This is a genomic window from uncultured Psychrobacter sp., from assembly GCF_947495825.1.
Taxonomy (GTDB): domain Bacteria; phylum Pseudomonadota; class Gammaproteobacteria; order Pseudomonadales; family Moraxellaceae; genus Psychrobacter.
Map to the genome: position 1 here is coordinate 250,360 of NZ_CANMAH010000002.1, position 25,286 is coordinate 275,645.

The window sequence follows — 25,286 nt, forward strand, 5'->3', positions numbered from 1 at the left end:
ATCTTGGCTCTAACTATAATACTAGAGTCTGTATAAAACTCGATATCGATTATCAATTCTTAACACTAATTACCAATACTAGCCATCAATGTAGCTGACAGCCTCGTTAAGCGAGACACTGACCAAGGTAGAAATACCAGCATTTGGCATAGTAATGCCTTTAAGCTCATCAGCGATCTGCATCGCTAGCTTGTTATGACTGATAAAGATAAACTGCAAATCGTCTGCTAACTCATGAATGAGGCTAGTAAAACGACCAACATTGGCATCATCAAGCGGCGCATCTACCTCATCTAGCACACAAAATGGCGCGGGATGCTGCTTAAAGATAGCAAAGATAAGACTGAGCGCGGTTAGGGTTTTTTCGCCACCTGAGAGTACCGCAAGGCGGCTATTACGCTTGCCTTTTGGCTGCGCCATCAAGGTCAGCCCTGCTCGCCACTGCTCTGACTTAGGTGTGTTTGCTGGCAAATCCTCTAAATTTAAGGTCAAGCTTGCTTGACCGCCGCCAAAGACTTTGGCAAATAAATTGGCAAGCTCGGTATTGACCGCCTCTAACGTCTCGATAAATAAAGTCTTGGTGGTCTCATCGATAGAGGCAATTGCCTCGCTCAATGTCTCCATACTGGCGGTGATATCAGCGGTCTGCTGCGCAAGTGGCTCTAAGCGCTCATTAACCTCTGCTAGCTCTGCCACGGCGGCTGAATTGACCGCGCCAATTTTGCTGATTTGCTGCTCAAGCTTGGACTTTTCGCGCTCAAGCTCAGCGATTTTATCAGGGCGCACGCGGCGATCATGGGCGATAAAGTCCGCCAATAAGTTTGAGACACTCACCGTCTGCTGTGACAACTCTTTATCTGCTTTATATTTATGACTCACACTATAATAATCTTCTAGCGCCTCTTGCGTATGACGACTGGCATCATCCAAGCGTGCCACGCTCAATGCCAGTTCGGTGGCAAGATGAGCAAGCTTGCTCTGCTGAGTCTGCAGTGTCTGCTGTAGATTATCTAATGCTGCCTGCTGCTGGTTATATTCTTCTTTTAGCGCCGTCAATGTCGTTTCGCGTTCTGCCAGTAGCAATTGCTGCTCATCGCGCGTTTTTTGTACTGTCTGCAATGCTGTTTGCAGCGCTGGCAGTTTATTTTGCTGCTGCTCATGCTGCGCCTTTAGGCTTTGCTCGCTTTGTAGCGACTTATCATATTGCTCACCCGCCCGTTTTAGACTACTGCTACTGTGCTCAAGGCGCATCTCGCTTTGTTGCACACGCAGCTGTAGTGCTTGCCACGCCTCCTCATCTGCTTGCTGACGGCGTTGCTGCTCACTGCGCTCGGCCTGCAATTGCTGACTCAAGGTCCGAGCATCCGCTATTTGTGGCGTTAGCGCCACTATCTCGCTTTTAATATGCTGCTGTTCATGATTGAGAGTCTGTTGTTCTTGCTCAAGCTCCTGCTGCTCTTGCTCAAGGGCTGCTTTGTCGGCAGTTAGGCGCTCGCTGTCCGCTTGCAGGCGCTCAGCGGTAGCGCGCTGGGTGGTAAGCTGCTGCTGACAATTGTGTCTATCACGCGTCAGTTGCTCAGCTTGCGCGCGCGCCTCATCTAAGCCAATCGTCAACGTATCATAGTTGCGTTGGTTATTAGCAATGGCTTTTCGCTGCTCTTCTATTTTATCTTCAAGCCCATCAAGCAGCTCTTCTAATGTTTGCAGACGCTCGCGCTGCTGTAGGCGCTGCGTCAAAAATCGACTATTGCTGTCGTTTTGACCATCTTGCGCGCCCATAAGCTTGCTAAGATTTATCGTACCTTGACGACTGATAAGCCAGCCATCAGACGTTAACAAAATAGCCGATGATGGTAGGGCTTTTAATATATCTGCCAGCGCATCGACGGTCTGATTATTCGTTGTAAGCTCTGCGATATATAGATAGCACTGCTGCCAAAGCGCTAATTTAGGTGCAGCTACCAGCTCTGATAAAGGCAGTACCTTATCAGTCAAAGTATCCGGTAATGCGCTAACAAATGGCTTTTCGTTTACATTATTTTGCTTAGCAGATAGCCACAAGCTATGACCAGTTTCTATTGACGAATTGTCCTGTTTATTAATCTGTTCGTTTTGCGCATTCTGATAAGTAAACAAATCCCTTAAATTATACTCAAGCACTTGCCATAAGCTACTCGCTTTTTGCACGTCGCCGTTAATTTTTTCATTACTTGATTGTTTAGAAGCCAGCACATGACTATCGAGCCATAGTGCTAACACCTTATCGAGCAGCTCAGCATGCTGCTTGCCTACTGCGCTAAGCTCAATCTGCTCGCGCAAGGTGGTAATGGCTAAGTCGTTATCGTTATTTACTACTTGATTTTCTAAATCAGTTTTTACTACATCGGTGGTTTTTACATTAGCAGACTGTTGTGATTTTGGCGTAGGTTTTGGATGTAATATCTGGTGCAAAGTGTCGTATTCACTAGCCAATACCGCATGACGTTTTTCATCCTCGCTAAGCGCGCGCTGCTGCTTATGTAAAAGCTGCTGCAGCTTATGCGCTTGCGGTTGCAGCTCGGAGAGGCGCTCATCGACGCTGTCTTGTTGGCGCTCGATCTGTTGTAGCTGTTTATTCAGCTCAGCAATGTGCGACGCTAAGGTCTGCTCTTGTCTATCTGTGCCATGCGTAAGAGCCGCATCGGCCTTAGCAGATAATGACTGCTGTAGCTGCTGCCAGAGATTTTGCCAGTTTTGCTGGCGACGCTGCCATTTCTCATAATTTTGCTGCTGGCGTTTTTGCGCTTGGCTATTGATCGCTTGCTGCTGCTCGAGCGCGCGATGATTGTCTTGCAATCGTGATAGCTGGTTTTGCGCGTCATGATAAGCGCGCTGTAATGGCCGCTCGTCACGTTTATGCGTCTCACGTTTACTCGCTACCTCATCGAGCTGGGGCCGCAATGCTTCTAGCGTATGTTGCTGCTCAGCTTGCTCAGCTTTTAAGCGCTCAATCTCATCAATGGCTTGCTGGCGCTGCTGCGCTAAGCTGTTCAGTTGCTGCTCGATGACGGTTAACTGTGATTTGGCATCACTAAGCTGATGTTCGGCATGCTGGTAGCTTAGCTGCTGCTGATAATGACTGCTTTGCGCATCGTCTTTGAGCCACTGTTCTTGATTGATATGTGCGGCAAGCTTATCTTGCTTGGCTTTTAGCGTATCATAGCTCGCTTGCACGGCAGCGACCTCATTAGCGCTACGCTCATGGGCGATTTTTTGCTGCTGCTGGCTATGCTTGGCCTGATACAGCTGCTGAATGGCCAGCTGCTGCTGGATATCGGCCAGCGTCAGTGCCAGCTCTTCATAACGCTCAGCGCTAGCCGCTTGCTTGGACAGGCGCTTTTGTTGGCTTGCCAGCTCGCTTTGCATGTCATGCAGACGCGCCAGATTATCTTGGGTTTTTTCAAGCTTTTTTTGTGTCTCTATTCTGCGCGCTTGATAACGTGAGACGCCAGCCGCCTCTTCGATAAACTCACGCAGCTGCAGCGGACTCGACTCGACAATACGCCCAATCATGCCCTGCTCAATCACCGCATAGCTACGCGCCCCAAGTCCAGTACCCAAAAACACATCGACCACATCACGGCGGCGCGCGCGCGTGCCATTGATAAAGTAATCTGAGCGTCCCTCTTTATTGACCTGACGGCGCACAGACAGCTCATGATACAGGTTCAATTCATGGCGAATACCAGTCTGCTCGTCTTGGGTATGCTCAAAGGTCAGCTCGACACTGGCAACACTTTTGGCAGATTTATCTTGCGTACCGGCAAAGATAACATCGCTCATCGCCCCGCCGCGTAACTGCTTAGCTGAGGTCTCACCCAGCACCCAGCGAATGGCATCGATGACGTTGGATTTGCCGCAGCCATTTGGCCCGACAATGGCGGTGATACCATGACGAAAGGTAAAAGTCGTAGGATTGGCAAAGGATTTAAAGCCTGCCAGCTTAAGAGATTTTAGGCGCATGAAGAATCAATGAACTTAACAAAAACAGGCGGCTATTCTACCGCAAATGATGACGAGTTTTTAGACTTTGTACGGGATGCTATAATAAGGCTTAAAATAATAATGATTCCTCTAAGCACTAAAAATTAAGGGCATTAAAATGACTGATTATAATCCGCAAGAATTACAACAAAAATATGAGCAGTGGTGCGAGCTATATCGCCAGCAAATTGAGGCGCAGCAGCAGTTCTTAAAAGCTGAAGCATTGCAAAATGAGTTGAAAGACTACTATCTAAATCCGCAATGGATGGCAGATCGTGAAGCGGATCTGCCCATTGAACACTCAGGTAAAGAGCACTCAATCTTTAGTGAAGATGCGCTGTGGAGTATGCTCACCGACCATGATGAATTAGCAAGAAAGTGGATGCGTTTGGGGCTAGATGCGATTGATAGGAAGTGAACCTTAGCCTAAATTACCCCAATCCCACTAAGCAACAGCTGCCCACCGGCAAATAACAACAACACGCCAAAAGCACGCTTGAGCACAAGTGCTGGCAACACATGGGCAAGCTTGGCACCGACTTTTGCCATAGCGAAGCTAACGACTGAAATACATATAAAGCCTGTAACATGGACAAAGCCTATTGTGCCTTTAGGCAAATTGACCACGTCTTGTCCGAACCATGCAAATCCCGCTGCGCCAGCTAATGCAATCGGTAGACCACAAGCGGCTGAAGTGCCGACCGCTTGCTTCATCGGTAGCCCTGCCCAATTTAAAAACGGTACGGTCAAGCTACCACCGCCGATGCCAAAGATAGACGACGCCATACCAATCCCTGTACCCGCGCCAAACTGCACGCCAGCGGGCGGTAATGGCTTACCAAGCTGTTCTTTGTTAGAAAAGAACAACATCTTTAATGCCACCAATAAAGCACCAACACCGATAATAGCTTGCAATACCTTACCGTCAATCAAATCCGCAATACCTGCACCGACAAGGCTTCCGATGACCAAACCTAGCGCCATCTTGCGCCATACTTCCCAGCGCACGCCGCCACGCTTATTATGCGCTGTCAATGAGCTAATAGAAGTCACAACAATGGTCGCAAGCGAGGTACCAACCGCCAAATGAGTAACCACTTCAGGAGGAAAATCATAGGCTGTAAAAATCCATACCAAGGCGGGCACGATAATCATGCCGCCGCCTACCCCAAACAAGCCTGCACTGACCCCTGCAAATGCACCTGCAATGACAAACCACACATATAACATCATCGAATCAGCCTTTTATTTTGCTTGTTTTTGAGTTTTTTATCTTGCTTGTTTGTCTGCTTACTTAACCAAACGTTTTATAATTAAGCCATTTTAAAACGTTACAGTGCGATTAGAATATCTACTTGTAACATATAAGCTGCGCAGCCAGTCCAGCACAAAAATGCATCTATTTTATTTAGGGTTATATATTTTAGGCTGTTTATTTAGAGTTGGCTTCATTATATTTGCCAAACCATTAACCGATCTTTATGCTGTTTGTCTTATACTGTTTATTGTCGATAAATACCCAGTATATCAAAGATTATCCATGCGACCTTAACCACAGTGACCAAATTTATGCCGTCATCAGCCAACACTTCCGTTTATTTATCTGAGCTTACACATCGTCATGTGACCAGTAGCGCGTCTACCAATAGCGAGCTAATACAAAGTGTCCAAGATGGCACACTAAACGCCATTCAATTGCATCTGTTAACGGCTGAGACCCAAAGCGCAGGACGCGGACAACGAGGACGCTCATGGCAATCACCGCGCGGTAATGTCTATCTGTCTTTATACCATCCAGTGTATACACCCATCAGCGGTTTGTTATCATTAATCATTGGCGTCGAGCTGGCAAAAATGCCCATTATCCAAATGTTAAATGAGCAGCTGCGCGCACAAGGTTTAACTCCTATTGGCGTCAAATGGGCCAATGACTTGGGGTTTTATCAAAGCTCACCTAAATCAGATAAAGCTGAACCCGATACGCAAATTATTCAATTTAATAAGCTTGCTGGTATTTTAATTGAACCAGTGTGGAAGGCTGGAAAATTGGTCGGTGTGGTTATGGGCGTTGGCCTTAATGTACAAGCTGCACCAAAGCTAACCGTGCAGACTTGCGAAGGCATGAGCTATCAGGCAATTAGCCTACAAGATATTTATGGAATGCTGGAATCAGATACTAATAATGATACCAACGATGTAAGTCTACCAACCTTACAAGCGCTTTATCAACAAATGAGCAAAGCCCTGATAGCAGCGATGACGCGCTTTGAGCACTTCGATATAGAAAAACCAACTGGTCATACCTACTATCTAGACAGCTTTTTGCAAGAGTTTACGACGATGGATGCTCTGACAGGTCTACGTTTACGTGTGACTCAAGACCATGATGATAAAGCGCATGTGGTTACTGGGCGTGCTTGTAGTATCGATACAAACGGCTGTTTGCAATTGCGCCAAGATAACGGTAAGATTTCTGCGCTTTTTACTGGTCGTATTGATGTAATTCGTGAGGCTTAAACCATATATAGTCAAGGAATTTTAAAATCGCTACAAGGCGACCGACCGCAGATAGTACACTAAGTACATCTAGGGCGGGTAACACCGTAGCGGTTTAAAAGTGCTCCGACTATACTTAACGAGCACCATATAAAGGGATTTTTTATGCTCTGGTTAGATCTTGGAAACACCCGTCTCAAATACTGGCTCACCGATGACATCGGACAGATAGTCACGCACGATGCCAAGCAGCATTTGCAAGCGCCTGCCGAATTACTCATGGGTCTCACCGATCGCTTTGAGCGATATGCGCCTGACTTTATTGGTATCTCATCCGTGCTTGGTGATGAGCTGAATGTAAAAGTTTCAGAGACTCTGAGCCGCTTAAACATCCCTTTTGAGTTTGTCCATGTCGATGCCGCGCACCCATTGATGCGTAGCGACTATAATGATCAGCAGCTCGGCTGTGATCGCTGGCTACAGATGCTGGGCGCAGTCGATAAGAAAAAACGTCAGTGCGTAATAGGTTGCGGTACAGCGGTGACGATTGATTTGATTGATCACGCTGAACATTTAGGTGGTTATATTTTTCCCAGTATTTATCTGCAACGTGAGTCGTTGTTTTCTGGTACCAAGCAAATCACCATCTCTAACGGTACGTTTGATAGTGTCAGCCAAGGCATCACCACACAAGATGCAGTCCATCGCGGGATATTATTATCCATCGTTGGTGCTATCAACGAGATTAGCCATCGTCATCCCAACTTTGAAGTCATTATGACGGGTGGCGATGCCGCCATCATCGCCCAACATGTCAATCGCCCGGTACGCCTGCGCGATGATTTATTGTTAAATGGTCTAGCACGCTATTTTGATCATAGCAAACAGATATAGCAATTTTCATGACTTTATAAAATTAGCATAAAAAAAGCAGTACGTCTTAAGCGTACTGCTTTTTTGGTTTAATGTGAAAGTAAGTGTTTCTACTTAGTCTCGTTAAACAGTTCACGACCGACCAGCATACGGCGAATCTCACTGGTACCCGCACCGATTTCATACAGCTTAGCATCACGCCAAAAGCGACCTAGCGGATATTCGTTGGTATAGCCATTACCGCCGAAGATTTGAATGCCCTCGCCTGCCATCCATGTGGCTTTTTCGGCGCACCACAAGATCACACTGGCGCAGTCTTTGCGCACTTCCCGGCTATGACCTGCGCCGCGCTGATCGAGCATATCGAGGTTTTTACCGACCGTGTATAAAAAGCTACGTCCCGCTTGCAAGATGGTATACATATCCGCGACTTTGCCTTGGATCAGCTGAAACTCACCAATCGCTTGCCCAAACTGCTTACGGTCATGGATATAAGGCACGACATTATCCATCACCGCTTGCATGATGCCAATAGGGCCTGCGGCGAGTACCGCACGCTCATAATCAAGACCACTCATCAGTACCTTGACGCCATTGCCAACGCCGCCTAAGATATTATCTTTGGGGACTTCGACATTATCAAAGGTCATCTCACCGGTATGGCTGCCGCGCATGCCGAGCTTGTCGAGCTTTTGTGCGGTGCCAAAGCCCTTCATGCCTTTTTCAACGATAAATGCAGTCATGCCTTTGGCGCCCATTTCGGGATTGGTCTTAGCATAAACAACCATTACGTCAGCATCTGGACCATTGGTAATCCACATTTTGCTGCCGTTTAACACATAATGGCCGTCTTTTTCTTCGGCTTTGAGCTTCATACTGACCACATCTGAGCCAGCGCCCGTTTCACTCATCGCTAAAGCTCCGATGAATTCACCACTGATGAGCTTAGGCAGATACTTTTGTTTTTGCGCCTCATTACCATTGCGTTTGATTTGGTTGATGCATAGGTTTGAGTGCGCGCCATAGCTGAGTGCTACAGAGGCAGAAGCGCGGCTGATTTCTTCCATTGCGACCATATGAGCCACGTAGCCCATATCCGAGCCGCCGTACTCTTCAGGAACAGTAATGCCATGCAAACCCAAGTCGCCCATTTTTTGCCATAAATCCATTGGGAACTCATCGCTGCTGTCGATTTCGCTTGCGCGCGGGGCGATTTCATTAGCTGCAAACTGCTGCACCACATCACGCAGTGCGTCGATATCTTCGCCAAGCTGAAAATTCAATCCGGGTAAACTCATAACCATTCCTTGTATTTTGATGTTTTAAATCTTAAAAATTTAGATCCATTTAAAAAGAGACCATATAGCTGGTACAAATTTTTATCGCTTGCTGTGCGACTGCGTCACTCCAGAGGCTTCAAAAAATTTATACCAGCTATCAATTCATTTATTTCTATTCATTTAGCTTATGACTAGCTTTATTTTTTTAGTTAAGACTGACGCTTATTAATCAGCGCACGCGCCACGCTTGAGCCATTGCGGCGACCTAAAAACTCACTGATACGCTCACCTGCCACGACCAATTTATTTAAATCTATGCCAGTACTGATTCCCATACCATGCAGCATATAGACGACATCTTCGGTGGCGACATTACCCGTTGCACCTTTGGCATACGGACAGCCACCAAGACCCGCAACCGAGGTATCAAATTCGCTAACGCCCATCTGCAACGCCGCTAAAGTATTACTGACGGCTTGACCATAAGTATCATGGAAATGCCCTGAGAGCATAGTGATATCGGCATACTCGAGAGCAGCTTGTAGGGCTCGCTGTACTTTTAGCGGGGTGCCGACGCCAATCGTATCAGCAATACCAATCTGCTCAGCGCCGATCTCAACCAAACGCTTAGTTACATAAGCGACTTGGCTAGGATCAATCTCGCCTTCATAAGGGCAACCGACCGTGCAAGAGATGACGCCGCGCACTTTGATGCCATGCTCTTTTGCCGCAGCAGCAACGGGAGCAAAACGCTCGATGCTTTCATCAATACTGCAATTGATGTTTTTTTGACTAAAAGTCTCGCTGGCTGAGCCAAAAATGACGATTTCATCAGGACGATGTGCAATCGCATTATCAAAGCCGCGCATATTTGGCACGAGTACCGAATAAATAACGTCATTATGCCGCGTCTCTGCCAGCGCGGTCATCAGCTCACTGTTGTCGCCCATTTGCGGCACCCACTTTGGCGAGACAAAACTGGTTGCTTCCAGCTTTTTGACGCCTGCTGCGATTAAATCGTTGATAAGCGTTTGCTTAACCGCCGTCGGTACCGTCATGGCTTCGTTTTGCAAGCCATCACGTGGGCTGACATCAACGATGGTGACGTGCTCTGGATACGAATGGCTCATGATTATTATCCTTTCACTGTTCTTATATTTCGGTTCTTATAGTCGAATTCACATAAATCAGATACATGGCTATCAAGTCGCTCAATGAAAAGTTGTTTTTCTTGCGTGCTGTGCCTACGCCGACAGATGCTACGAAAAACAACTTTTCATCTCACTGTATCGTTTTTATATCGAATTGACTATATATTCCACTTCTTATACTTCAGCGCTTAAGCGCCGCTAGCTTCTGTATCAATACGCAGCAGCTCATCACCATCGGCCACCGAATCTCCCGCTGCAAATAACAACTCTCCCACCACGCCATCGGTGGGTGCAGTAATGGTGTGCTCGATTTTCATCGCTTCGATCACGGCGAGTGGCTCGCCTTTTTTTACACTATCGCCGACAGCCACCTTAAAAGCAACGACCTGCCCTGGCATCGGTGATTTTAAGCTACCGACTGCCGCAGACTCTTCGCCTACATGCGCCATCACATCGACAAGTGTAATTTCATCACGGCCACGATCGGTGAACACATAGACGGTTTCATTGTTCACCCAGCTCTGCGCATTGATACGTGCGCCATCGAGCCATAATGTATGATGGTGCGCGTCATCGCTGGCGTAGCTGACCTCACCTTCATATACCGCTTCGGTTGGCGCAGCGACATTGGCATTGGCATTTTCGTCAGCGTTAGCGATTTCTTTTTCGATCACTAGTGTAAAGCTGCTCAGATTATCTGTGCCTTTTTTGCTACCCGTGACAGTGGCGTTGTGCCAATGACTAATACGAGCGCTATAAGATTGCTCATCATAAACCAAGCTAAACGAGCGTGTATAATCGTTATAAGCACGGAATCCTATCGGCTTACTAAACGGATCGGCGTCTTGCGCCATGCCTTCACTAGCCAGCTGCTGGGCGATAGCAGTCACAACCAGCGTCGATAAATCAAGTGGATGCTGATCAAATAACTCGTCCGCCTCGCGATCGATAAGCGCCGTATCGAGATTGGCTTGACTAAACGACTCTGTATTCAAGATATAACGCAAAAACGCCACGTTATTTGGCAAGCCCACGATGCGCGTTTGTGCCAATGCGCGATCGAGTTTGGCCAATGCCTGCTCGCGAGTCGGCGCATGCACGATAAGCTTGGCAATCATAGAGTCATAAAACGGGCTAATCACATCGCCTTCGCGTACCCCATCGTCGATACGTACATCGGCAACATCAAAGGTGCTGTGTTCAGGCTTTTGATACGTAAAGAGTGTACCCGTCGCTGGCAAAAAATCATTGTCAGGATTTTCCGCGCAAATACGCGCCTCAATCGCATGACCATTAATCGCCAAATCATCTTGCGACTTTGGCAATGGCTGACCAGAGGCGACCAAGAGCTGCCACTCGACCAAATCGACACCAGTAATGGCTTCACTGACTGGGTGCTCAACTTGTAGGCGGGTATTCATCTCCATAAAATAAAAGCTCATCGTGCCTTCGCGCTGTTCAACGATGAACTCAACCGTCCCTGCACCGACATAGCTGACCGCACGCGCCGCCTCAATCGCCGCTGTCCCCATCGCTTCACGCATCGCTGCATCGACGCCTGGCGCTGGCGCTTCTTCTAGCACTTTTTGATGACGACGCTGCACCGAGCAATCACGCTCAAACAGATGCACATAGTTGCCATGCGTATCACCAAATACTTGGATTTCGATATGGCGTGGTTTTAGGGCGTACTTTTCAATCAACACTTGATCATTACCAAAACTGGTAATGGCTTCGCGACGACAAGAGTCTAGCATTTCGATAAAATCGCTGCTTTGCTCAACGATACGCATGCCTTTACCGCCGCCACCGGCACTGGCTTTAATCAACACAGGATAGCCAATCGCGTCGGCCTTCGCTTTTAAAAACTCGGCATCTTGATTGTCGCCATGATAACCCGGTATCAGCGGCACGCCAGCCGCTTCCATCAAACGCTTGGACTCAGACTTGCCACCCATCGCGCGAATAGCATCAGCGGATGGACCGATAAACACCAGCCCCGCATCCTGACAAGCCTGAGCAAAGTCGGCGTTTTCACTTAAAAAGCCATAGCCTGGATGGATCGCTTGCGCGCCCACATCGCGAGCAATCGCAATGATCGCATCGCCTTTTAGATAGCTGTCTTTCGGCGATGAGCCACCCAAATAAACGGCTTCATCACAGACGGCGACATGTTTGGCGCCGCGGTCGGCATCAGAATAAACAGCGACGGTACGGACGCCTAAGCGCTTGGCAGTCGCGGCCACACGGCAGGCAATTTCACCACGGTTGGCGATTAAAATTTTAGAAAACATAACTATCCCTGTGTCTTGTCGTTTTTATTTGTCGGCTTGGCTATCGTTTTTTGTCGCTAGTCTGCCGTCAACCAATCAGGCTTACGTTTTTGCAAAAACGCTTGCACGCCTTCCTTACCTTGTGTGGATGAGCGAATATCAGCGATGCCTTTTACCGTATCGGCGATCAGATCGTCGCTAATGGGCGCGCCTGCAATATCATGCAACAGCTGCTTGCAGGTTTTTACCGCATCGGGGCTGTTTTTGACCATCTTGGCACAAAACGTTGCCACCGCATCGTCGAGCGCTTCCTCACTGACGCGCTCATGGATAAAGCCTAATTGACGCGCTTTTTTGGCATCAAATACTTCTGCACTTAAAAAGTAGCGATGCGACGCTCTAGCCCCTAATGCTCTTACGACATACGGACTAATGGTGGCAGGCGCTAAGCCCAGACGGACTTCACTGAGACAGAAATTGGCAATCTTCACCGCGATGGCCACATCACAGACGGCGACCAAACCCATGCCACCTGCATAGACATCGCCTTGGATAGCGGCAACTGTTGGTTTTGGGCACTCATAAATAGTTTTGAGCATTTGCGCGAGTTTATCGGCGTCGGCTAGATTTTCTTCATAGCTATAATCCGCCATGGCGCGCATCCAGTTTAGATCGGCGCCCGCACAGAACGCTTTCCCAGCCGCCGCTAGCACAATGACTCGCACATTATCATCAGTGCCAAGCGTGGTAAAAACCTCTGTCAGCTCAGCGATCATTTCATCGTTAAAGGCATTACGTATCTCAGGGCGGTTTAGCGTCACCGTCGCCACGTGCTGTTCGATATCAACCAATAGGCTTTTATAATTATTCATATAGGGTTATCTCAATATTTTGTGGTAACTTTTGCATGTCTTTTTTTACGGATAATTTTGCGTAATGTTCTCTGCCTTAGTAACCCAATTTTTATTTTAAACCAACGCACTCTTTCATCGAAAATATAGTACCAATCTACATCCTAAAGACCCCGTAAGTAGTCTCTTCAATCGGTGCGTTATAGGCAGCGCTTAGCCCTAATGCTAGCACGCTACGCGTATCGGCAGGATCAATCACCCCATCGTCCCATAGACGCGCGGTAGCATAATACGGATGACCTTGCTCTTCATACATGTCGAGAATCGGCGCTTTAAAGGCCGCTTCGTCCTCGCTACTCCATTCTTCGCCTTTACGCTCGAAGTTGTCACGCTTAACAGTGGCCAAGACCGATGCCGCTTGCTCACCACCCATCACCGAGATACGCGCATTTGGCCACATCCATAAGAAGCGCGGACTATAAGCACGGCCACACATACCGTAGTTACCTGCACCGAACGAGCCACCGACGATGACGGTAAACTTCGGTACTTTGGCATTAGCCACCGCCATGACCATCTTAGCACCATGACGCGCGATGCCTTCGTTTTCGTATTTACGGCCAACCATAAAGCCAGTGATGTTTTGCAGGAATACCAGCGGGATTTTACGTTTGCAGCACAGCTCGATAAAGTGCGTGCCTTTTTGTGCCGACTCGCTGAACAAGATGCCATTGTTGGCGATAATGCCGACTGGCATGCCCTCGATATGGGCAAAGCCGCAGACCAGCGTGGTGCCAAAGCGCGCTTTAAACTCATCAAACTCGCTGTCATCGACGATGCGAGCGATAATTTCCTTAATATCAAAGGGTTTGCGCTTATCGGTCGGAATGATGCCGTATAATTCTTTGGCATCGTAGCGCGGTGGTCGCGGCTTGATTTGATTGGGGATTTGCTTGGCTGGACGGTTAAGGTGACTGACGATATCACGCGCAATCGATAACGCATGCGTATCGCTCTGTGCCAAATGATCGACCACCCCAGACAGACGGGTATGCACATCACCGCCACCCAAATCCTCGGCGCTGACTTCCTCACCTGTCGCCGCTTTTACTAGTGGCGGCCCACCCAAAAAGATGGTGCCTTGCTCTTTGACGATGATAGACTCATCACTCATCGCCGGCACATACGCACCGCCCGCCGTACAGCTGCCCATAACCACAGCAATTTGCGGGATACCCGCCGCACTCATATTGGCTTGATTAAAAAAGATACGGCCGAAATGCTCTTTATCAGGGAACACATCATCTTGGTTGGGCAAATTTGCGCCGCCTGAGTCCACCAAATACACGCAAGGCAAATTGTTTTCTTGTGCGATTTCTTGCGCGCGCAAGTGCTTTTTGACCGTCATGGGATAATAGGTGCCGCCTTTTACCGTAGCATCATTACAGACGATCATACACTCAGTGCCATTGATACGGCCGATACCGGCAATCACGCCCGCGGCGGGTATCTCTTCGCCATACATGTCGTGCGCGGCCATCGGAGCGACCTCTAAAAATGGGGTGCCGACATCCAGCAAACGCTCGACTCGCTCACGCGGCAGCAGCTTACCACGTGCTAAATGCTTGGCGCGCGCCCGCTCTGAGCCACCCTGAGCGACTTTACGTAGGTGTACATATAAGTCGTCGACGATTTCTTGCATGGCGGCACTGTTTTGCTGAAAGTCACTGGCGTTTGGACTCAGTTTACTGGTTATGATAGTGCTCATGATATCCCTTTTCTTTGCTGCGTAGATGCAAGTAGCCTTTTTATGCAAATTATTTTAACTGCTGGTTACTTCAAGCATTACTCACATGATTAATCTTTATTGTTTTAGACTCAAATGTTTCAGGCTTAGATATTTCAGTTAAACAAGTTTACTCTAAGCTTAGCTCATCTTTCATCATCTCAACGATTTTATACTTTTGAATTTTGCCCGTAATGGTCATTGGGTACTCTTCGACGAAACGATAGTAAGTAGGTATTTTATAGTGGGCAATATTATTACGACAAAATTCTTTAACCTCTTCTTCGGTTAAGCAATCAGGCTCTTTAGGAATAATCCAAGCCGCTAGTACTTCACCATACTTAGCATCAGGTATGCCAACGATTTGTACATCGCGAATCTTGGGATGGCGATACAGATAGTTTTCAATCTCTACTGGGTAGATATTCTCGCCACCGCGAATGACCATATCTTTGCTACGTCCGACCACTTTGACATACCCATCTTCATCCATAGTGGCCAAATCCCCAGTATGCATCCAATTGTCTTGAATGGACGCGCGTGTCTTGAAGCGGTCACCCCAATATCCCTTCATCACCGAATAGCCGCGCGTGAGTAGCTCGCCTTTTTCTCCTAGTGGGACAGTCTCGCCCGTCTCTGTATCGATAATTTTGACTTCAAGCGCTGGCTGCACCAATCCGACAGTAGAAACCTGCTTTTCAAGCGGTGTGTGCTTGTTAGTCTGACAAGATACTGGACTGGTCTCGGTCATGCCATAGGCAATGGTAACCTCACTCATATGCATCTTATCAATGACGCGGCGCATGACTTCAATCGGACAGCTAGAGCCTGCCATAATACCAGTACGCAGTGTAGATAAATCGTATTGATCAAAGTCTGGATGATCAAGCATCGCGATAAACATCGTTGGCACCCCATGCAAACCAGTACATTTTTCTTCTTCGACCGCTTGCAGGACACTTAATGGCTCAAAACCATCGTTGGGATAGACGATACAACCGCCATGCGTCAAAATGGCCAAATTGCCGAGCACCATACCAAAACAGTGATAAAGCGGCACAGGAATACACAAGATATCTTCTTCAGTGAGATTCATCGCCTCACCGATAAAGTAGCCGTTGTTTAAGATATTACGGTGGGTTAAGGTCGCACCTTTTGGTGTGCCAGTCGTACCACTGGTAAATTGGACATTGATAGCGTCAGTATTTTTGAGCTGTGCTTGGCGTTCGGCAACGCGTGGATCGTTCGGGTCACCCTCGCTTATCCAGTCAGAAAACTTTTGCATATAACTAAAAGTTTCATCATTCCCTGGCTCATCGATCCAAATGATACGCTCAATCGTCGGTATTTCGACCAAATCCAGCTGATTGTAAGTTTTATGATAAATCTCCGGACACAGCTCTCGCACCATTTGCGTATAATCACTGGTCTTGAAGTGGCGCATGAGCACCAATGCCGAGCAGCCAAGTTTATTCAAGGCATACTGCAACTCAAAGGTACGATAGGCAGGATTGATATTGACGAGGATAACGCCGACTTTAGCGGTCGCTAATTGCATGAGTAACCACTCGCTATTGTTATGAGACCAAATACCGACGCGATCGCCAATCTCAAGCCCCATCTCAATAATGGCACTTGCCAACTGATTGACCTTTTGTTGCAGCTGCTTATAAGTCCAGCGAATGTTTTGATGACGAGAGACTAGCGCCATGCGCTCTGGATATTTATGGACAATAGCGTCAAAGAAATCACCGATGGTCGCTTCAATGAGCGGCACATCGGGGCCTTTGTCATAGCTTTCACTGAGCGGCGCGTTGGCAGATTTTGCGCCCATATTGACACTAGGAATGTTAGCTAAGATAGTATCGAAATCAATATTTTGAGTCATAACGAGTCCTTTCGTTTTACTTTTTTATTCTATATAAAACCAGCATATAAGCTGATCTTTCATCCTTGAATATATATCATATATTATTATCTACTATACCGCTTCAAATGAAAGACTGTCAATGATAGCGATACAATATGTATCATTTAAAAAGAAAACATAAAATAAATGAATGATTTCTTATTAAACGACGTGTCTTTTGTATGATTTAAATTATATGGCTTAAATCATAAAAGTCAGCTTTATACCATAGTGGTTTAAAACTGACTTTATCAGTGTTTAACACTTCTGTCTTTATATCTTTAGCATTCAGTTGTAAGTCTTTATAATAATAACGCTTACAAATTAGTGCTTATAAATGAATCATTTATATTTGTTGGCGTCTATCTACTACAGCCTACTCTAAGCCCAACTCCTTTATCATTTGTTCAACGATTTTATACTTCTGAATTTTACCCGTCACGGTCATCGGGTATTCATCAACGAAGCGAAAGTAGGTCGGCACTTTATAATGAGCGATATGGTCACGACAAAATTGTTTTACCTCTTCTTCGCTCAAGCTACCTGGCTCTTTGGCAATAATCCACGCCGCCAATACTTCTCCATACTTTTTATCAGGCACGCCGACGATTTGCACATCACGAATCTTAGGATGGCGATACAGATAGTTTTCCACTTCTACTGGATAGATGTTTTCGCCGCCACGAATGATCATATCTTTACTGCGCCCAACTACCGTAATATAGCCCTCTTCATCCATCGTTGCCAAGTCACCCGTATGCATCCAGCCATCAGTGATTGCCGCACGTGTTTTAAAGCGGCTACCCCAATAGCCTTTCATGACCGCATAGCCGTGTGTGAGTAGCTCGCCTGTCTCTCCAATCGGGACGACCTCACCCGTTTCGGTATCGACGATTTTGACCTCAAGTGCTGGCAGTACCATTCCCACTGTCGACACTCTTTTTTCAAGGGGCGTTTGCGAGCTGGTCTGACAAGAAGCTGGACTGGTCTCGGTCATCCCATAAGCAATGGTCACCTCACTCATGTGCATCTTATCCATGACGCGGCGCATGACCTCAATCGGACAGCTCGAGCCGCCCATGATACCGGTGCGCAAACTGGACAAATCAAAGCTATCGAAGTCTGGATGATCAAGCTCTGCGATAAACATCGTCGGCACGCCAAGTAAGGCGGTACATTTCTCTGCTTCCACTGTCTGCAATACTGTTAGCGGATCAAAGCCATCATTGGGATACACCGCGCAGCCACCGTGGGTTAAGATAGCTAAGTTGCCACCCACCATACCAAAACAGTGATAGAGCGGCAGTGGGATACATAGCCTATCCTCCTCTGTCAGCCTCATCCCCTCGCCCATAAAATAGCCGTTATTTAGGATATTGCGATGCGTTAAGGTAGCGCCTTTTGGTGTGCCAGTCGTACCACTGGTAAACTGTACGCTAATAGCATCGGTGTTTTTGAGCGAGGCTTGGCGTTCCGCTACGCGAGGATCATTGGCATCACCCTCTGCCATCCACGTAGAGAACTTTTGCATAAAATTAAAGACCTCATCACTCTCTGGCTCATCAATCCAAATGATACGTTCAATAGTAGGAATCTCGACCAAATCAAGCTGATTATAGCTTTTATGATAAATTTCAGGACATAGCTCGCGAATCATTTGCGCATAGTCGCTATCTTTGAAATGACGCATCAATACCAATGCCGAGCAGCCTAGTTTATTTAACGCATATTGCAGCTCAAAAGTTCGATAAGCAGGATTAATATTGACTAAGATAACGCCAATTTTTGCTGTTGCTAATTGCATCAGCAGCCACTCGCTATTATTGTGCGACCAAATAGCGATACGATCACCTATCTCAAGCCCCATCTCAATAATGGCACTGGCTAACTGATTGACTTTTTCTTGTAGCTCGCGGTAAGTCCAACGGATATTTTGATGGCGAGAAACCAAGGCTTCACGTTCAGGATATTTATTGACAATGGCATCGAAAAAATCTCCGATGGTCGCCTCAATCAGCGGCACCTCAAGTCCTTTATCATGGCTTTGGGAGAGGGGCGCATTCGCCGAGCGCGCGCCTATATTAACTTTGGGAACATTATCAAGAATACTGTTGTTAAGAGTGTTGTCAAAATCGGTGTGCTGAGTCATAACGAGTCCTTTCGTTTTGCTGGTAATTTTATTATGAGCATTCAATGCGCTGCTAAGGTAAATAACATATTCTTCCTTGAATATTCTGTTAACTAGACAGTATAGTTAAATCACGTCCTAATCAATATAGCCCCTTAAATAAAAGCCTGTCAATAATATTGATACACTACGTATCAGTTATTAGTGATATAACAGATTAATCAATCATAAAAAAAGCCAGCGCTGCATTAGGTTTGCAGCACTGGCTATGGTGTAGACGTTTTTAATAATTAAGATTTTGGTACTACAGGCGCTTTAATAGTGACTGTCGCACTGATTTCATCGTTATCATCTAACAATTCCATGATTAGCTCTTCATCACTTTCAGTCTTTACCTGCCAATTACCCGTCGCTTGTGGCACCCCAGTCGCCATGACAGAGATGGCTTTATTTTTTAGACGAATCATCGGCGGCTTGTGATCGTAGCCGTCATGTTCATGACCCAAAATATCATCAGCGATAGTTGCAGCTTGCGCACGCAGCGGGGCGACGTAACGGCAGGCAACTCCATTGATAGACATACAGTCACCAATGGCATAAATATTAGAAGCATTGGTACGTAGTGTTGTCGCATCGACCACGATACCGGTACGACGATTGAACTCAACACCAGCAGCAGCAGGCAACTTATCGTCGACAGTGAGGCCTGTACTAGCTATCACATGGTCTACGATTAAGGGTTCAGGTTGCTGATCAGCCGTACTATCGGCACCTGCTATCGGCTTATAATCTACTTGTAATTTATCATGACCGCTTGTACTGTCATTAGCATTGGCGCTGTCATCAACTCGCGTAACGCCAGACACTTGATAACCACCCAAAAAGTTAATCCCTTGAGATTTGACTGCTTGAGCGATACGAGCCGTTGCTTTTGGCGGCAGCATTTGTGAAAGCGGTGCATCATTTAAATCAATCAGCGTCACTTCATGTCCAGCTTTTAGCAAATCTTCTGCAATCTCCGTCCCAACCATACCAGCTCCGACGATAGCGACATGCTGACTACCTGTTGCCAGCTTCTCTTGCAGCTGTCCAAAGCGCTCGATATGATTGACGTGCCAAACCAAATCTTCTGGCAAGCTTTGCGGAAAGATAGGATGAGCGCCCATTGCTAATACTAATTTATCATAGCCAATAGTGGCGTAATCCACATTGGCCGGATCTGAGCGCGTAGCAGAGACAAGATGTAATTGCTGACTGGCGGCATCGATGTCACTAACTTGGGTATTGGCGAGTAAATTGACGTTTGCAGCCTTAGCTGCATCACTACCTGTAGCCCGTACTAAATCTGAGGCGCGTTTGTTTTGACTAATCGCCATGGTTAACATTGGTTTGTGATAACGATCTGCACTATCTGTCGTGACTAAAGTGATTGCAATGTCTTTATCTTTCGCACGAATGGCATCAATGACATGCCAACCAGCCAGCCCTGCCCCTACAATGACCACACCTTTCGATGTAGATGAATGTTCTGCACTCATACAAGCTCCCATTAAGTTAACTATTATGTTTGTTGAATATGATTGCCCTTATTGTAACAGTAAACAGCCATGCACTCACCTATTCTCCCGCGTCGCTTACGATGTGCTCACTCCTATCAATATTGAAAATATATATTTACTCACACAAAAAAGCGCCTATTTATTTATAGACGCTTTAGAAATGACTCGAAATATAGTGTTGTACATTAATGATTAAGAATCTTCGATAAGAACAGCTGCGCGCGTTCACTTTTTGCGCCTTCAAAGAACTCATCTTTACTACAGTTCTCGACGATATAACCTTCATCCATAAAAATAATACGGTTGGCGACCTGACTGGCAAAGCCCATCTCATGAGTCACACACATCATCGTCATACCATCGCGGGTCAGCTCTACCATCACATCGAGCACTTCTTGAATCATCTCTGGATCAAGCGCCGAGGTTGGTTCATCGAACAGCATTGCTACGGGGTCCATCGCCAGCGCACGAGCAATGGCGACGCGTTGCTGTTGACCTCCAGACAACTCGGCTGGATACTTCGCCGCTTGCGCTGTCAATCCTACTCGATCCAAATATGCCATCGCCTTTTTTTTGGCATCAGACTCCTTACGGCCTAACACTTTGACTTGTGCAACGGTCAGATTGTCGATAATGGTTAAATGCGGAAACAGCTCAAAGTGCTGAAACACCATACCAACGCTACTACGCAGCTTAGGTAAGTCAGTCTTTGGCGCACCGACTGAGATACCATTGACCATAATCTCACCTTTTTGAAAAGGTTCGAGCCCATTGACAGTCTTGATTAAGGTAGATTTACCACTACCTGATGGGCCACAAACCACTACCACATCACCCCTATGTACGTGAGCAGTACAATCGCTCAAAACTTGGAAGTCACCATACCACTTGCTGACGTCAGTCATTTGAATGACCATCTCATCGCTAGCATGACCATTGTTCGTAACCAGTCCGCCAAAGTCATTTGTATACGTATCAGCACTACTCATCGCTGGCTCCTAACCACATTATTTTAAAATTATTAAAAAACTCAAAACCTCAGACGTTTTTGCACATGTTGTACACCGATAGAAGCGCTCAAACTGATGACAAAATATACCGCTCCTGCGCCTAAAATATAAGGCGTCAATAAACCCATCAGCTCACCACGTACGTAGGCTGCACGGAAAAAGTCTGTCAAACCGATAGCAAATACCAACGTTGTATCTTGGAATAAAATAATACATTGTTGCAAGATAAGCGGCAGCATTTTTCGGAATGCTTGTGGTAGTACGACCAAACGCATGGTCTGCCCGTAAGTCATACCCAAAGCTTTTGCAGCATTGACTTGGCCGCTACCAATAGACTGAATACCAGCCCGCACCACTTCTGAAAAATAAGCGGCTTCGAACATCATAAAAGCAACGACGCATGAGGCAAAAGCGGCATCAAGTTGCAGGTATTTACCCGCTACCCAAAAATAGATCATCGGTACGGCAAAATAAAACCATAACAATACTAGTAGCAGCGGTACAGAACGAAAGTAATTGACATAGAGTTTAGCCGGTACTTCTAACACTTTGATACCAGATAGACGCATCAAAGCGAGTACCGTTCCTAAACTGATACCACCAAGGATGGCGAGAAATAATACTTTTAAGGTGGTTAGCATACCACCCATTAGACCTGGATAGGCCGTTGCAAGTTCGGTCATCATACTCATTTCTGACTCCCTGCAATAAGCCCAGGCACACGCAGTTTGCGCTCAATCAAACCCATGATGGCGATTAAGGATAGATTGAATACCAAATAGATAACAGTCGCATAAGTATAAATCTCAATGTTGTTTTGAGTATATTCGCTAATGGTTTTGGTCTGACTAATGAGCTCCATCACCCCTACCAAAGAGGCCACTGATGCGTTTTTAAAGCAGTTGGTCAGCTCAGAGCTTAAGGGCGGCAAGATGATACGAAAGGCCTGTGGTAATAAGACCTCTTTATAAGCTTGCGGAACACTAAATCCAAGAGCGTAAGCTGCATTGATCTGACCTTGTGGTAATGACTCGATACCTGTACGTACTTGCTCAACGATACGCGCAGCGGTAAATAAGCCAAGGCCGATACTTGCTGAGAGCATGGCTGAAGTATTCGGAGACAAGTCCTTATACCACCATTCTTGTAAGGTCGGTGTCAGCCAGCCAGGGGCGACATAAAACCAAAAGAATAATTGAACCAATAAAGGGATATTACGAAAAAAAGTGACATAGGCGGTGCCAATACTGCGCGCAGTCTTACTTGGCAAGGTGCGCATGATACCGAAGATGGTACCAATAACCATGGCTATCGCCCATGCGATACTACCAATTAGTAACAACCAGCCAAGACCGGTGATCATCCAATGTAAGTACAGCTCATTACCGATACCAGTCTGCTCAAAGAGCACACCCCAGTTCCAGCTATAATTCATTTTTGTCTCTCCGAGCAGCGGAAGATAGACTCATACGCCAGGTTTATCTCGAATAATCTCTTAGGCGTATGAGTCGGCTATAGTGAGGGACAAATGTCTTATTGTGCAGCGTCTTTTGGCTGGGCACTATCATGTGGATTGGCAATTAAAGCTTTTAAGTTGTCTGACATCTCAAAGTTTAAATTGACGTTTTTTGGTGGAATAGGGTTTAAGAACCACTTATCATAGATGTTGTTAATCTCACCTGAGCTAAAGGTATTGGCAAGCGCCTCATCGACCACCGCTTTAAACTCAGGGTCGTCTTTACGCATCATACAGCCATAGATTTCAAACGATTGCGGTTCACCAACGATAACCCATTCATCAGGGTTTTTGGCCTTGGCTTTCTCGCCGGCGAGCAGTACATCATCCATCATAAAGGCATCGGCACGGCCATTCTCTAGCATCAAGAAACCTTCGCCATGGTCCTTTGCAGAGATGATATTGGTGTCCATATTGTTTTCATCATTGTATTGACGAATGTAACGCTCTGAAGTTGTGCCTGCCGTAGTAACTAAGGTTTTGCCTTTTAAGTCTTCAAAGTCTTGAATGCCAGAGTCAGTTTTGGTCAACAAGCGCGTACCAATCTCAAAAAAGCCATTAGAAAAAGCAACTTGTTTTTGGCGCTCTTCATTGTTGGTCGTTGAGCCACATTCAAAATCTACCGTACCGTTTTGTACCAGTGGAATACGAGTTTGCGAGGTAATGAGATTGTAACGGACGTTTAGATCTGGCATGTTGAGCTTTTGCTTAACTGCTTCGACGACTTTCATCTCTAGATCGTGTGCATAGCCCATTGGCTGATTAGGATCATCGGCGATATAAGAAAACGGAATTGAGGAGTCACGATAACCGACGACAATAGTGCCCGAATCTTTTATTTTTTGTAGGGTACCATTAGAGTTCGCCGTAGTCTCTGTCGTTGCAGTATCATCTGCTGGAGCTTCGCTGGTGGTTTGATTACTATTATTACAGCCAGCTAAGCCAAGCGCCATAACCGCAGCTAGCGTTAGAGGTTTTGAGAGCGAGTAAGCCATAAGATACATCCTTTTATCAGATTAGTACAAATCAGTGAAAACTCTGGACGTTTTCTATACTACTGTCCAGCATCCTTGCTGTTACTTTCAGTTATCATAGAGCAACTTAATGTTACTGTACAACACTTTTAGCTAGGTTGGTAATTTTTCTTACGTATATTCATAATATTTCATATACGCTTATACTCCCTCTTACCGCATAAAAAACGACGTCTAAAGACTTGAGCGACCATTAATGGTAAAGCTTGAAGAGTGTGTTACTGCTTTGTCATCGTTGATAATTCATCAATAATCCCCATAAAGTTAGCAACTTCTTAACTATACTAACGACTTATGACTCAAACCAATCACAACACTCAAGTAACGACAGCTGACATGGCTTCTACCAGTAATGATGTACGTCAGCGCTTTTTTATTCAAGATTCACCTGTACGTGGTGACGTCGTCCGTCTATCACGTAGTTATGCCAGTACTATCGCTCAAAAGCCCTACCCTGAAGCCATTAAACGCTTGCTAGGCGAAATGCTGACGGCGGCCAGTTTACTTATCGGTACTGTTAAAATAGACGGCCGCTTGTCTATCCAATTACAGTCATCAGACAGTGACAGCTTGCTAAATTGGGCAATGGCTGAATGTGATCAAAACGGTATCATTCGCGCGCTTGCTAGCTGGAAAGCTGATACCGATGAGCAAGTGCAAGCGTGGGAAAATATGACCCATGCTAATGAAGCCTTCGCTGAACTTGGCGCGATGGGTCAAGGTGTATTATTTATTAATATCCAGCCGGATGGCGGTGAGGCATATCAAGGTATCGTCGAGCGTAGCCATGACAATTTGGCTGACTGCTTGGCACATTATCAAAAGCAATCTGCACAAATTCCTACGCTGATTAATTTGGCATCTGACGGTTTGCAAGCAGGTGGCATATTGGTACAAATGCTGCCACGTACTGCTGAAGAAACCCATGAAGTAGAGCAAAACAAAGATGCGGGTATCGATGATGACTTATGGACGCGTTTAAGCGTTTTGACTCATACAGTCAAAGCTGAAGAGCTGACCACACTTGATACCAACGAAATCTTATATCGCTTATATAATGAAGAAAACGTCGTCGTGCCTGACCCTGTCGAGCTGACTTTTGGCTGCACTTGTTCGCGTGAAAAATCAGAGATGGCGATTGAGCAAATCGGTGAGGCAGAAGCTCTAGATATCATCGAGGAGCAAGGCGGTACTTTTGAGATGGATTGTGGATTTTGCGGTGAAGTCTATAAATTTGACAAAGACGATGTGGTAGCGATATTTGCTGAGTAGTTGTCATTAGCTTGATTTTTTATTTGTAGCGATGATAAGAACCTCCGAGTGTGATGCTCGGGGGTTTTGTTTTACTAGATGAATCTAAATAATAAAGTGAGGCTACATACCTAAAAGACTAAAAA

Annotated in this window: 18 protein-coding genes; 4 read left to right on the plus strand and 14 right to left on the minus strand. The window is 46.3% G+C overall.

Annotated features, from left to right (window positions below; all coding sequences use genetic code 11):
* Nucleotides 1–78: 78 nt before the first annotated feature.
* A complete protein-coding gene (locus tag Q0895_RS03855; protein ID WP_299185640.1) occupies nucleotides 79–4,002 on the minus strand; it encodes an AAA family ATPase in 3,924 nt (1,307 codons plus the stop codon).
* Nucleotides 4,003–4,141: 139 nt separating this feature from the next.
* Here Q0895_RS03855 and Q0895_RS03860 point away from each other — a divergent pair, with 139 nt between their 5' ends.
* On the plus strand, nucleotides 4,142–4,441 hold the full coding sequence (locus Q0895_RS03860; RefSeq protein WP_299185641.1) for a DUF4298 domain-containing protein: 300 nt from the start codon (nucleotides 4,142–4,144) through the stop codon (nucleotides 4,439–4,441).
* 8 nt (nucleotides 4,442–4,449) lie between these two features.
* Here the strand turns inward: Q0895_RS03860 and Q0895_RS03865 are convergent, their stop codons facing one another.
* The gene (locus Q0895_RS03865; RefSeq protein WP_299185783.1) at nucleotides 4,450–5,253 is read right to left on the minus strand and encodes a sulfite exporter TauE/SafE family protein; all 804 of its coding nucleotides are present in this window, start codon (nucleotides 5,251–5,253) and stop codon (nucleotides 4,450–4,452) included.
* Nucleotides 5,254–5,592: 339 nt separating this feature from the next.
* Here Q0895_RS03865 and Q0895_RS03870 point away from each other — a divergent pair, with 339 nt between their 5' ends.
* Both Q0895_RS03870 and Q0895_RS03875 read left to right on the plus strand, forming a co-directional pair.
* On the plus strand, nucleotides 5,593–6,540 hold the full coding sequence (locus tag Q0895_RS03870; RefSeq protein ID WP_299185642.1) for a biotin--[acetyl-CoA-carboxylase] ligase: 948 nt from the start codon (nucleotides 5,593–5,595) through the stop codon (nucleotides 6,538–6,540).
* 144 nt (nucleotides 6,541–6,684) lie between these two features.
* Nucleotides 6,685–7,413 carry a pantothenate kinase gene (locus Q0895_RS03875; protein ID WP_299185644.1) on the plus strand — a complete coding sequence of 243 codons (729 nt, stop codon included), beginning with the start codon at nucleotides 6,685–6,687 and terminating at the stop codon, nucleotides 7,411–7,413.
* A gap of 89 nt (nucleotides 7,414–7,502) precedes the next feature.
* Here the strand turns inward: Q0895_RS03875 and Q0895_RS03880 are convergent, their stop codons facing one another.
* The 12 genes from Q0895_RS03880 to Q0895_RS03935 form a co-directional block, all read right to left on the minus strand.
* On the minus strand, nucleotides 7,503–8,690 hold the full coding sequence (locus tag Q0895_RS03880) for an isovaleryl-CoA dehydrogenase (RefSeq protein WP_299185646.1): 1,188 nt from the start codon (nucleotides 8,688–8,690) through the stop codon (nucleotides 7,503–7,505).
* A gap of 191 nt (nucleotides 8,691–8,881) precedes the next feature.
* Entirely contained in the window at nucleotides 8,882–9,802 is a 921-nt protein-coding gene (locus Q0895_RS03885) for a hydroxymethylglutaryl-CoA lyase (RefSeq protein ID WP_299185647.1), read from the minus strand.
* A gap of 209 nt (nucleotides 9,803–10,011) precedes the next feature.
* Nucleotides 10,012–12,117: an acetyl/propionyl/methylcrotonyl-CoA carboxylase subunit alpha gene (locus Q0895_RS03890; protein ID WP_299185649.1), complete on the minus strand. Its 2,106-nt coding sequence runs from the start codon at nucleotides 12,115–12,117 to the stop codon at nucleotides 10,012–10,014.
* 56 nt (nucleotides 12,118–12,173) lie between these two features.
* On the minus strand, nucleotides 12,174–12,968 hold the full coding sequence (locus Q0895_RS03895) for an enoyl-CoA hydratase/isomerase family protein (RefSeq protein WP_299185651.1): 795 nt from the start codon (nucleotides 12,966–12,968) through the stop codon (nucleotides 12,174–12,176).
* A gap of 136 nt (nucleotides 12,969–13,104) precedes the next feature.
* On the minus strand, nucleotides 13,105–14,715 hold the full coding sequence (locus Q0895_RS03900; protein WP_299185652.1) for a carboxyl transferase domain-containing protein: 1,611 nt from the start codon (nucleotides 14,713–14,715) through the stop codon (nucleotides 13,105–13,107).
* 148 nt (nucleotides 14,716–14,863) lie between these two features.
* Entirely contained in the window at nucleotides 14,864–16,621 is a 1,758-nt protein-coding gene (locus Q0895_RS03905) for an AMP-binding protein (protein ID WP_299185654.1), read from the minus strand.
* A 397-nt stretch (nucleotides 16,622–17,018) separates the two neighbouring features.
* A complete protein-coding gene (locus Q0895_RS03910; RefSeq protein WP_299185656.1) occupies nucleotides 17,019–18,791 on the minus strand; it encodes an AMP-binding protein in 1,773 nt (590 codons plus the stop codon).
* 269 nt (nucleotides 18,792–19,060) lie between these two features.
* The gene (locus Q0895_RS03915) at nucleotides 19,061–20,308 is read right to left on the minus strand and encodes an FAD-dependent oxidoreductase (RefSeq protein WP_299185657.1); all 1,248 of its coding nucleotides are present in this window, start codon (nucleotides 20,306–20,308) and stop codon (nucleotides 19,061–19,063) included.
* 206 nt (nucleotides 20,309–20,514) lie between these two features.
* Complete coding sequence (locus tag Q0895_RS03920) at nucleotides 20,515–21,246, minus strand: amino acid ABC transporter ATP-binding protein (protein WP_299185785.1); 732 nt, start codon at nucleotides 21,244–21,246, stop codon at nucleotides 20,515–20,517.
* A 113-nt stretch (nucleotides 21,247–21,359) separates the two neighbouring features.
* A complete protein-coding gene (locus Q0895_RS03925; RefSeq protein ID WP_299185659.1) occupies nucleotides 21,360–22,031 on the minus strand; it encodes an ABC transporter permease subunit in 672 nt (223 codons plus the stop codon).
* The gene (locus Q0895_RS03930; RefSeq protein ID WP_299185661.1) at nucleotides 22,028–22,774 is read right to left on the minus strand and encodes an amino acid ABC transporter permease; all 747 of its coding nucleotides are present in this window, start codon (nucleotides 22,772–22,774) and stop codon (nucleotides 22,028–22,030) included. The genes Q0895_RS03925 and Q0895_RS03930 overlap by 4 nt, the downstream gene beginning before the upstream one ends.
* Before the next feature lie 98 nt (nucleotides 22,775–22,872).
* Complete coding sequence (locus Q0895_RS03935) at nucleotides 22,873–23,850, minus strand: glutamate/aspartate ABC transporter substrate-binding protein (protein ID WP_299185663.1); 978 nt, start codon at nucleotides 23,848–23,850, stop codon at nucleotides 22,873–22,875.
* Between the two features lie 333 nt (nucleotides 23,851–24,183).
* Between Q0895_RS03935 and Q0895_RS03940 the strand changes: the two genes are divergently transcribed.
* Nucleotides 24,184–25,161 carry an Hsp33 family molecular chaperone HslO gene (locus tag Q0895_RS03940; protein WP_299185664.1) on the plus strand — a complete coding sequence of 326 codons (978 nt, stop codon included), beginning with the start codon at nucleotides 24,184–24,186 and terminating at the stop codon, nucleotides 25,159–25,161.
* Nucleotides 25,162–25,286 lie beyond the last annotated feature (125 nt).

What these genes read in the sequence shown, in the direction of transcription:
- Q0895_RS03920 (WP_299185785.1), bottom strand. Translation starts at nt 21,246, where the DNA reads ATGGTCATTCAAATGACTGACGTCAGCAAGTGGTATGGTGACTTCCAA.
- Q0895_RS03895 (WP_299185651.1), bottom strand. Translation starts at nt 12,968, where the DNA reads ATGAATAATTATAAAAGCCTATTGGTTGATATCGAACAGCACGTGGCG.
- Q0895_RS03910 (WP_299185656.1), bottom strand. Translation starts at nt 18,791, where the DNA reads ATGACTCAGCACACCGATTTTGACAACACTCTTAACAACAGTATTCTT.
- Q0895_RS03870 (WP_299185642.1), top strand. Translation starts at nt 5,593, where the DNA reads ATGCCGTCATCAGCCAACACTTCCGTTTATTTATCTGAGCTTACACAT.
- Q0895_RS03930 (WP_299185661.1), bottom strand. Translation starts at nt 22,774, where the DNA reads ATGAATTATAGCTGGAACTGGGGTGTGCTCTTTGAGCAGACTGGTATC.
- Q0895_RS03855 (WP_299185640.1), bottom strand. Translation starts at nt 4,002, where the DNA reads ATGCGCCTAAAATCTCTTAAGCTGGCAGGCTTTAAATCCTTTGCCAAT.
- Q0895_RS03865 (WP_299185783.1), bottom strand. Translation starts at nt 5,253, where the DNA reads ATGTTATATGTGTGGTTTGTCATTGCAGGTGCATTTGCAGGGGTCAGT.
- Q0895_RS03860 (WP_299185641.1), top strand. Translation starts at nt 4,142, where the DNA reads ATGACTGATTATAATCCGCAAGAATTACAACAAAAATATGAGCAGTGG.
- Q0895_RS03875 (WP_299185644.1), top strand. Translation starts at nt 6,685, where the DNA reads ATGCTCTGGTTAGATCTTGGAAACACCCGTCTCAAATACTGGCTCACC.
- Q0895_RS03935 (WP_299185663.1), bottom strand. Translation starts at nt 23,850, where the DNA reads ATGGCTTACTCGCTCTCAAAACCTCTAACGCTAGCTGCGGTTATGGCG.
- Q0895_RS03925 (WP_299185659.1), bottom strand. Translation starts at nt 22,031, where the DNA reads ATGAGTATGATGACCGAACTTGCAACGGCCTATCCAGGTCTAATGGGT.
- Q0895_RS03885 (WP_299185647.1), bottom strand. Translation starts at nt 9,802, where the DNA reads ATGAGCCATTCGTATCCAGAGCACGTCACCATCGTTGATGTCAGCCCA.
- Q0895_RS03940 (WP_299185664.1), top strand. Translation starts at nt 24,184, where the DNA reads ATGACTCAAACCAATCACAACACTCAAGTAACGACAGCTGACATGGCT.
- Q0895_RS03905 (WP_299185654.1), bottom strand. Translation starts at nt 16,621, where the DNA reads ATGACTCAAAATATTGATTTCGATACTATCTTAGCTAACATTCCTAGT.
- Q0895_RS03900 (WP_299185652.1), bottom strand. Translation starts at nt 14,715, where the DNA reads ATGAGCACTATCATAACCAGTAAACTGAGTCCAAACGCCAGTGACTTT.
- Q0895_RS03890 (WP_299185649.1), bottom strand. Translation starts at nt 12,117, where the DNA reads ATGTTTTCTAAAATTTTAATCGCCAACCGTGGTGAAATTGCCTGCCGT.
- Q0895_RS03915 (WP_299185657.1), bottom strand. Translation starts at nt 20,308, where the DNA reads ATGAGTGCAGAACATTCATCTACATCGAAAGGTGTGGTCATTGTAGGG.
- Q0895_RS03880 (WP_299185646.1), bottom strand. Translation starts at nt 8,690, where the DNA reads ATGAGTTTACCCGGATTGAATTTTCAGCTTGGCGAAGATATCGACGCA.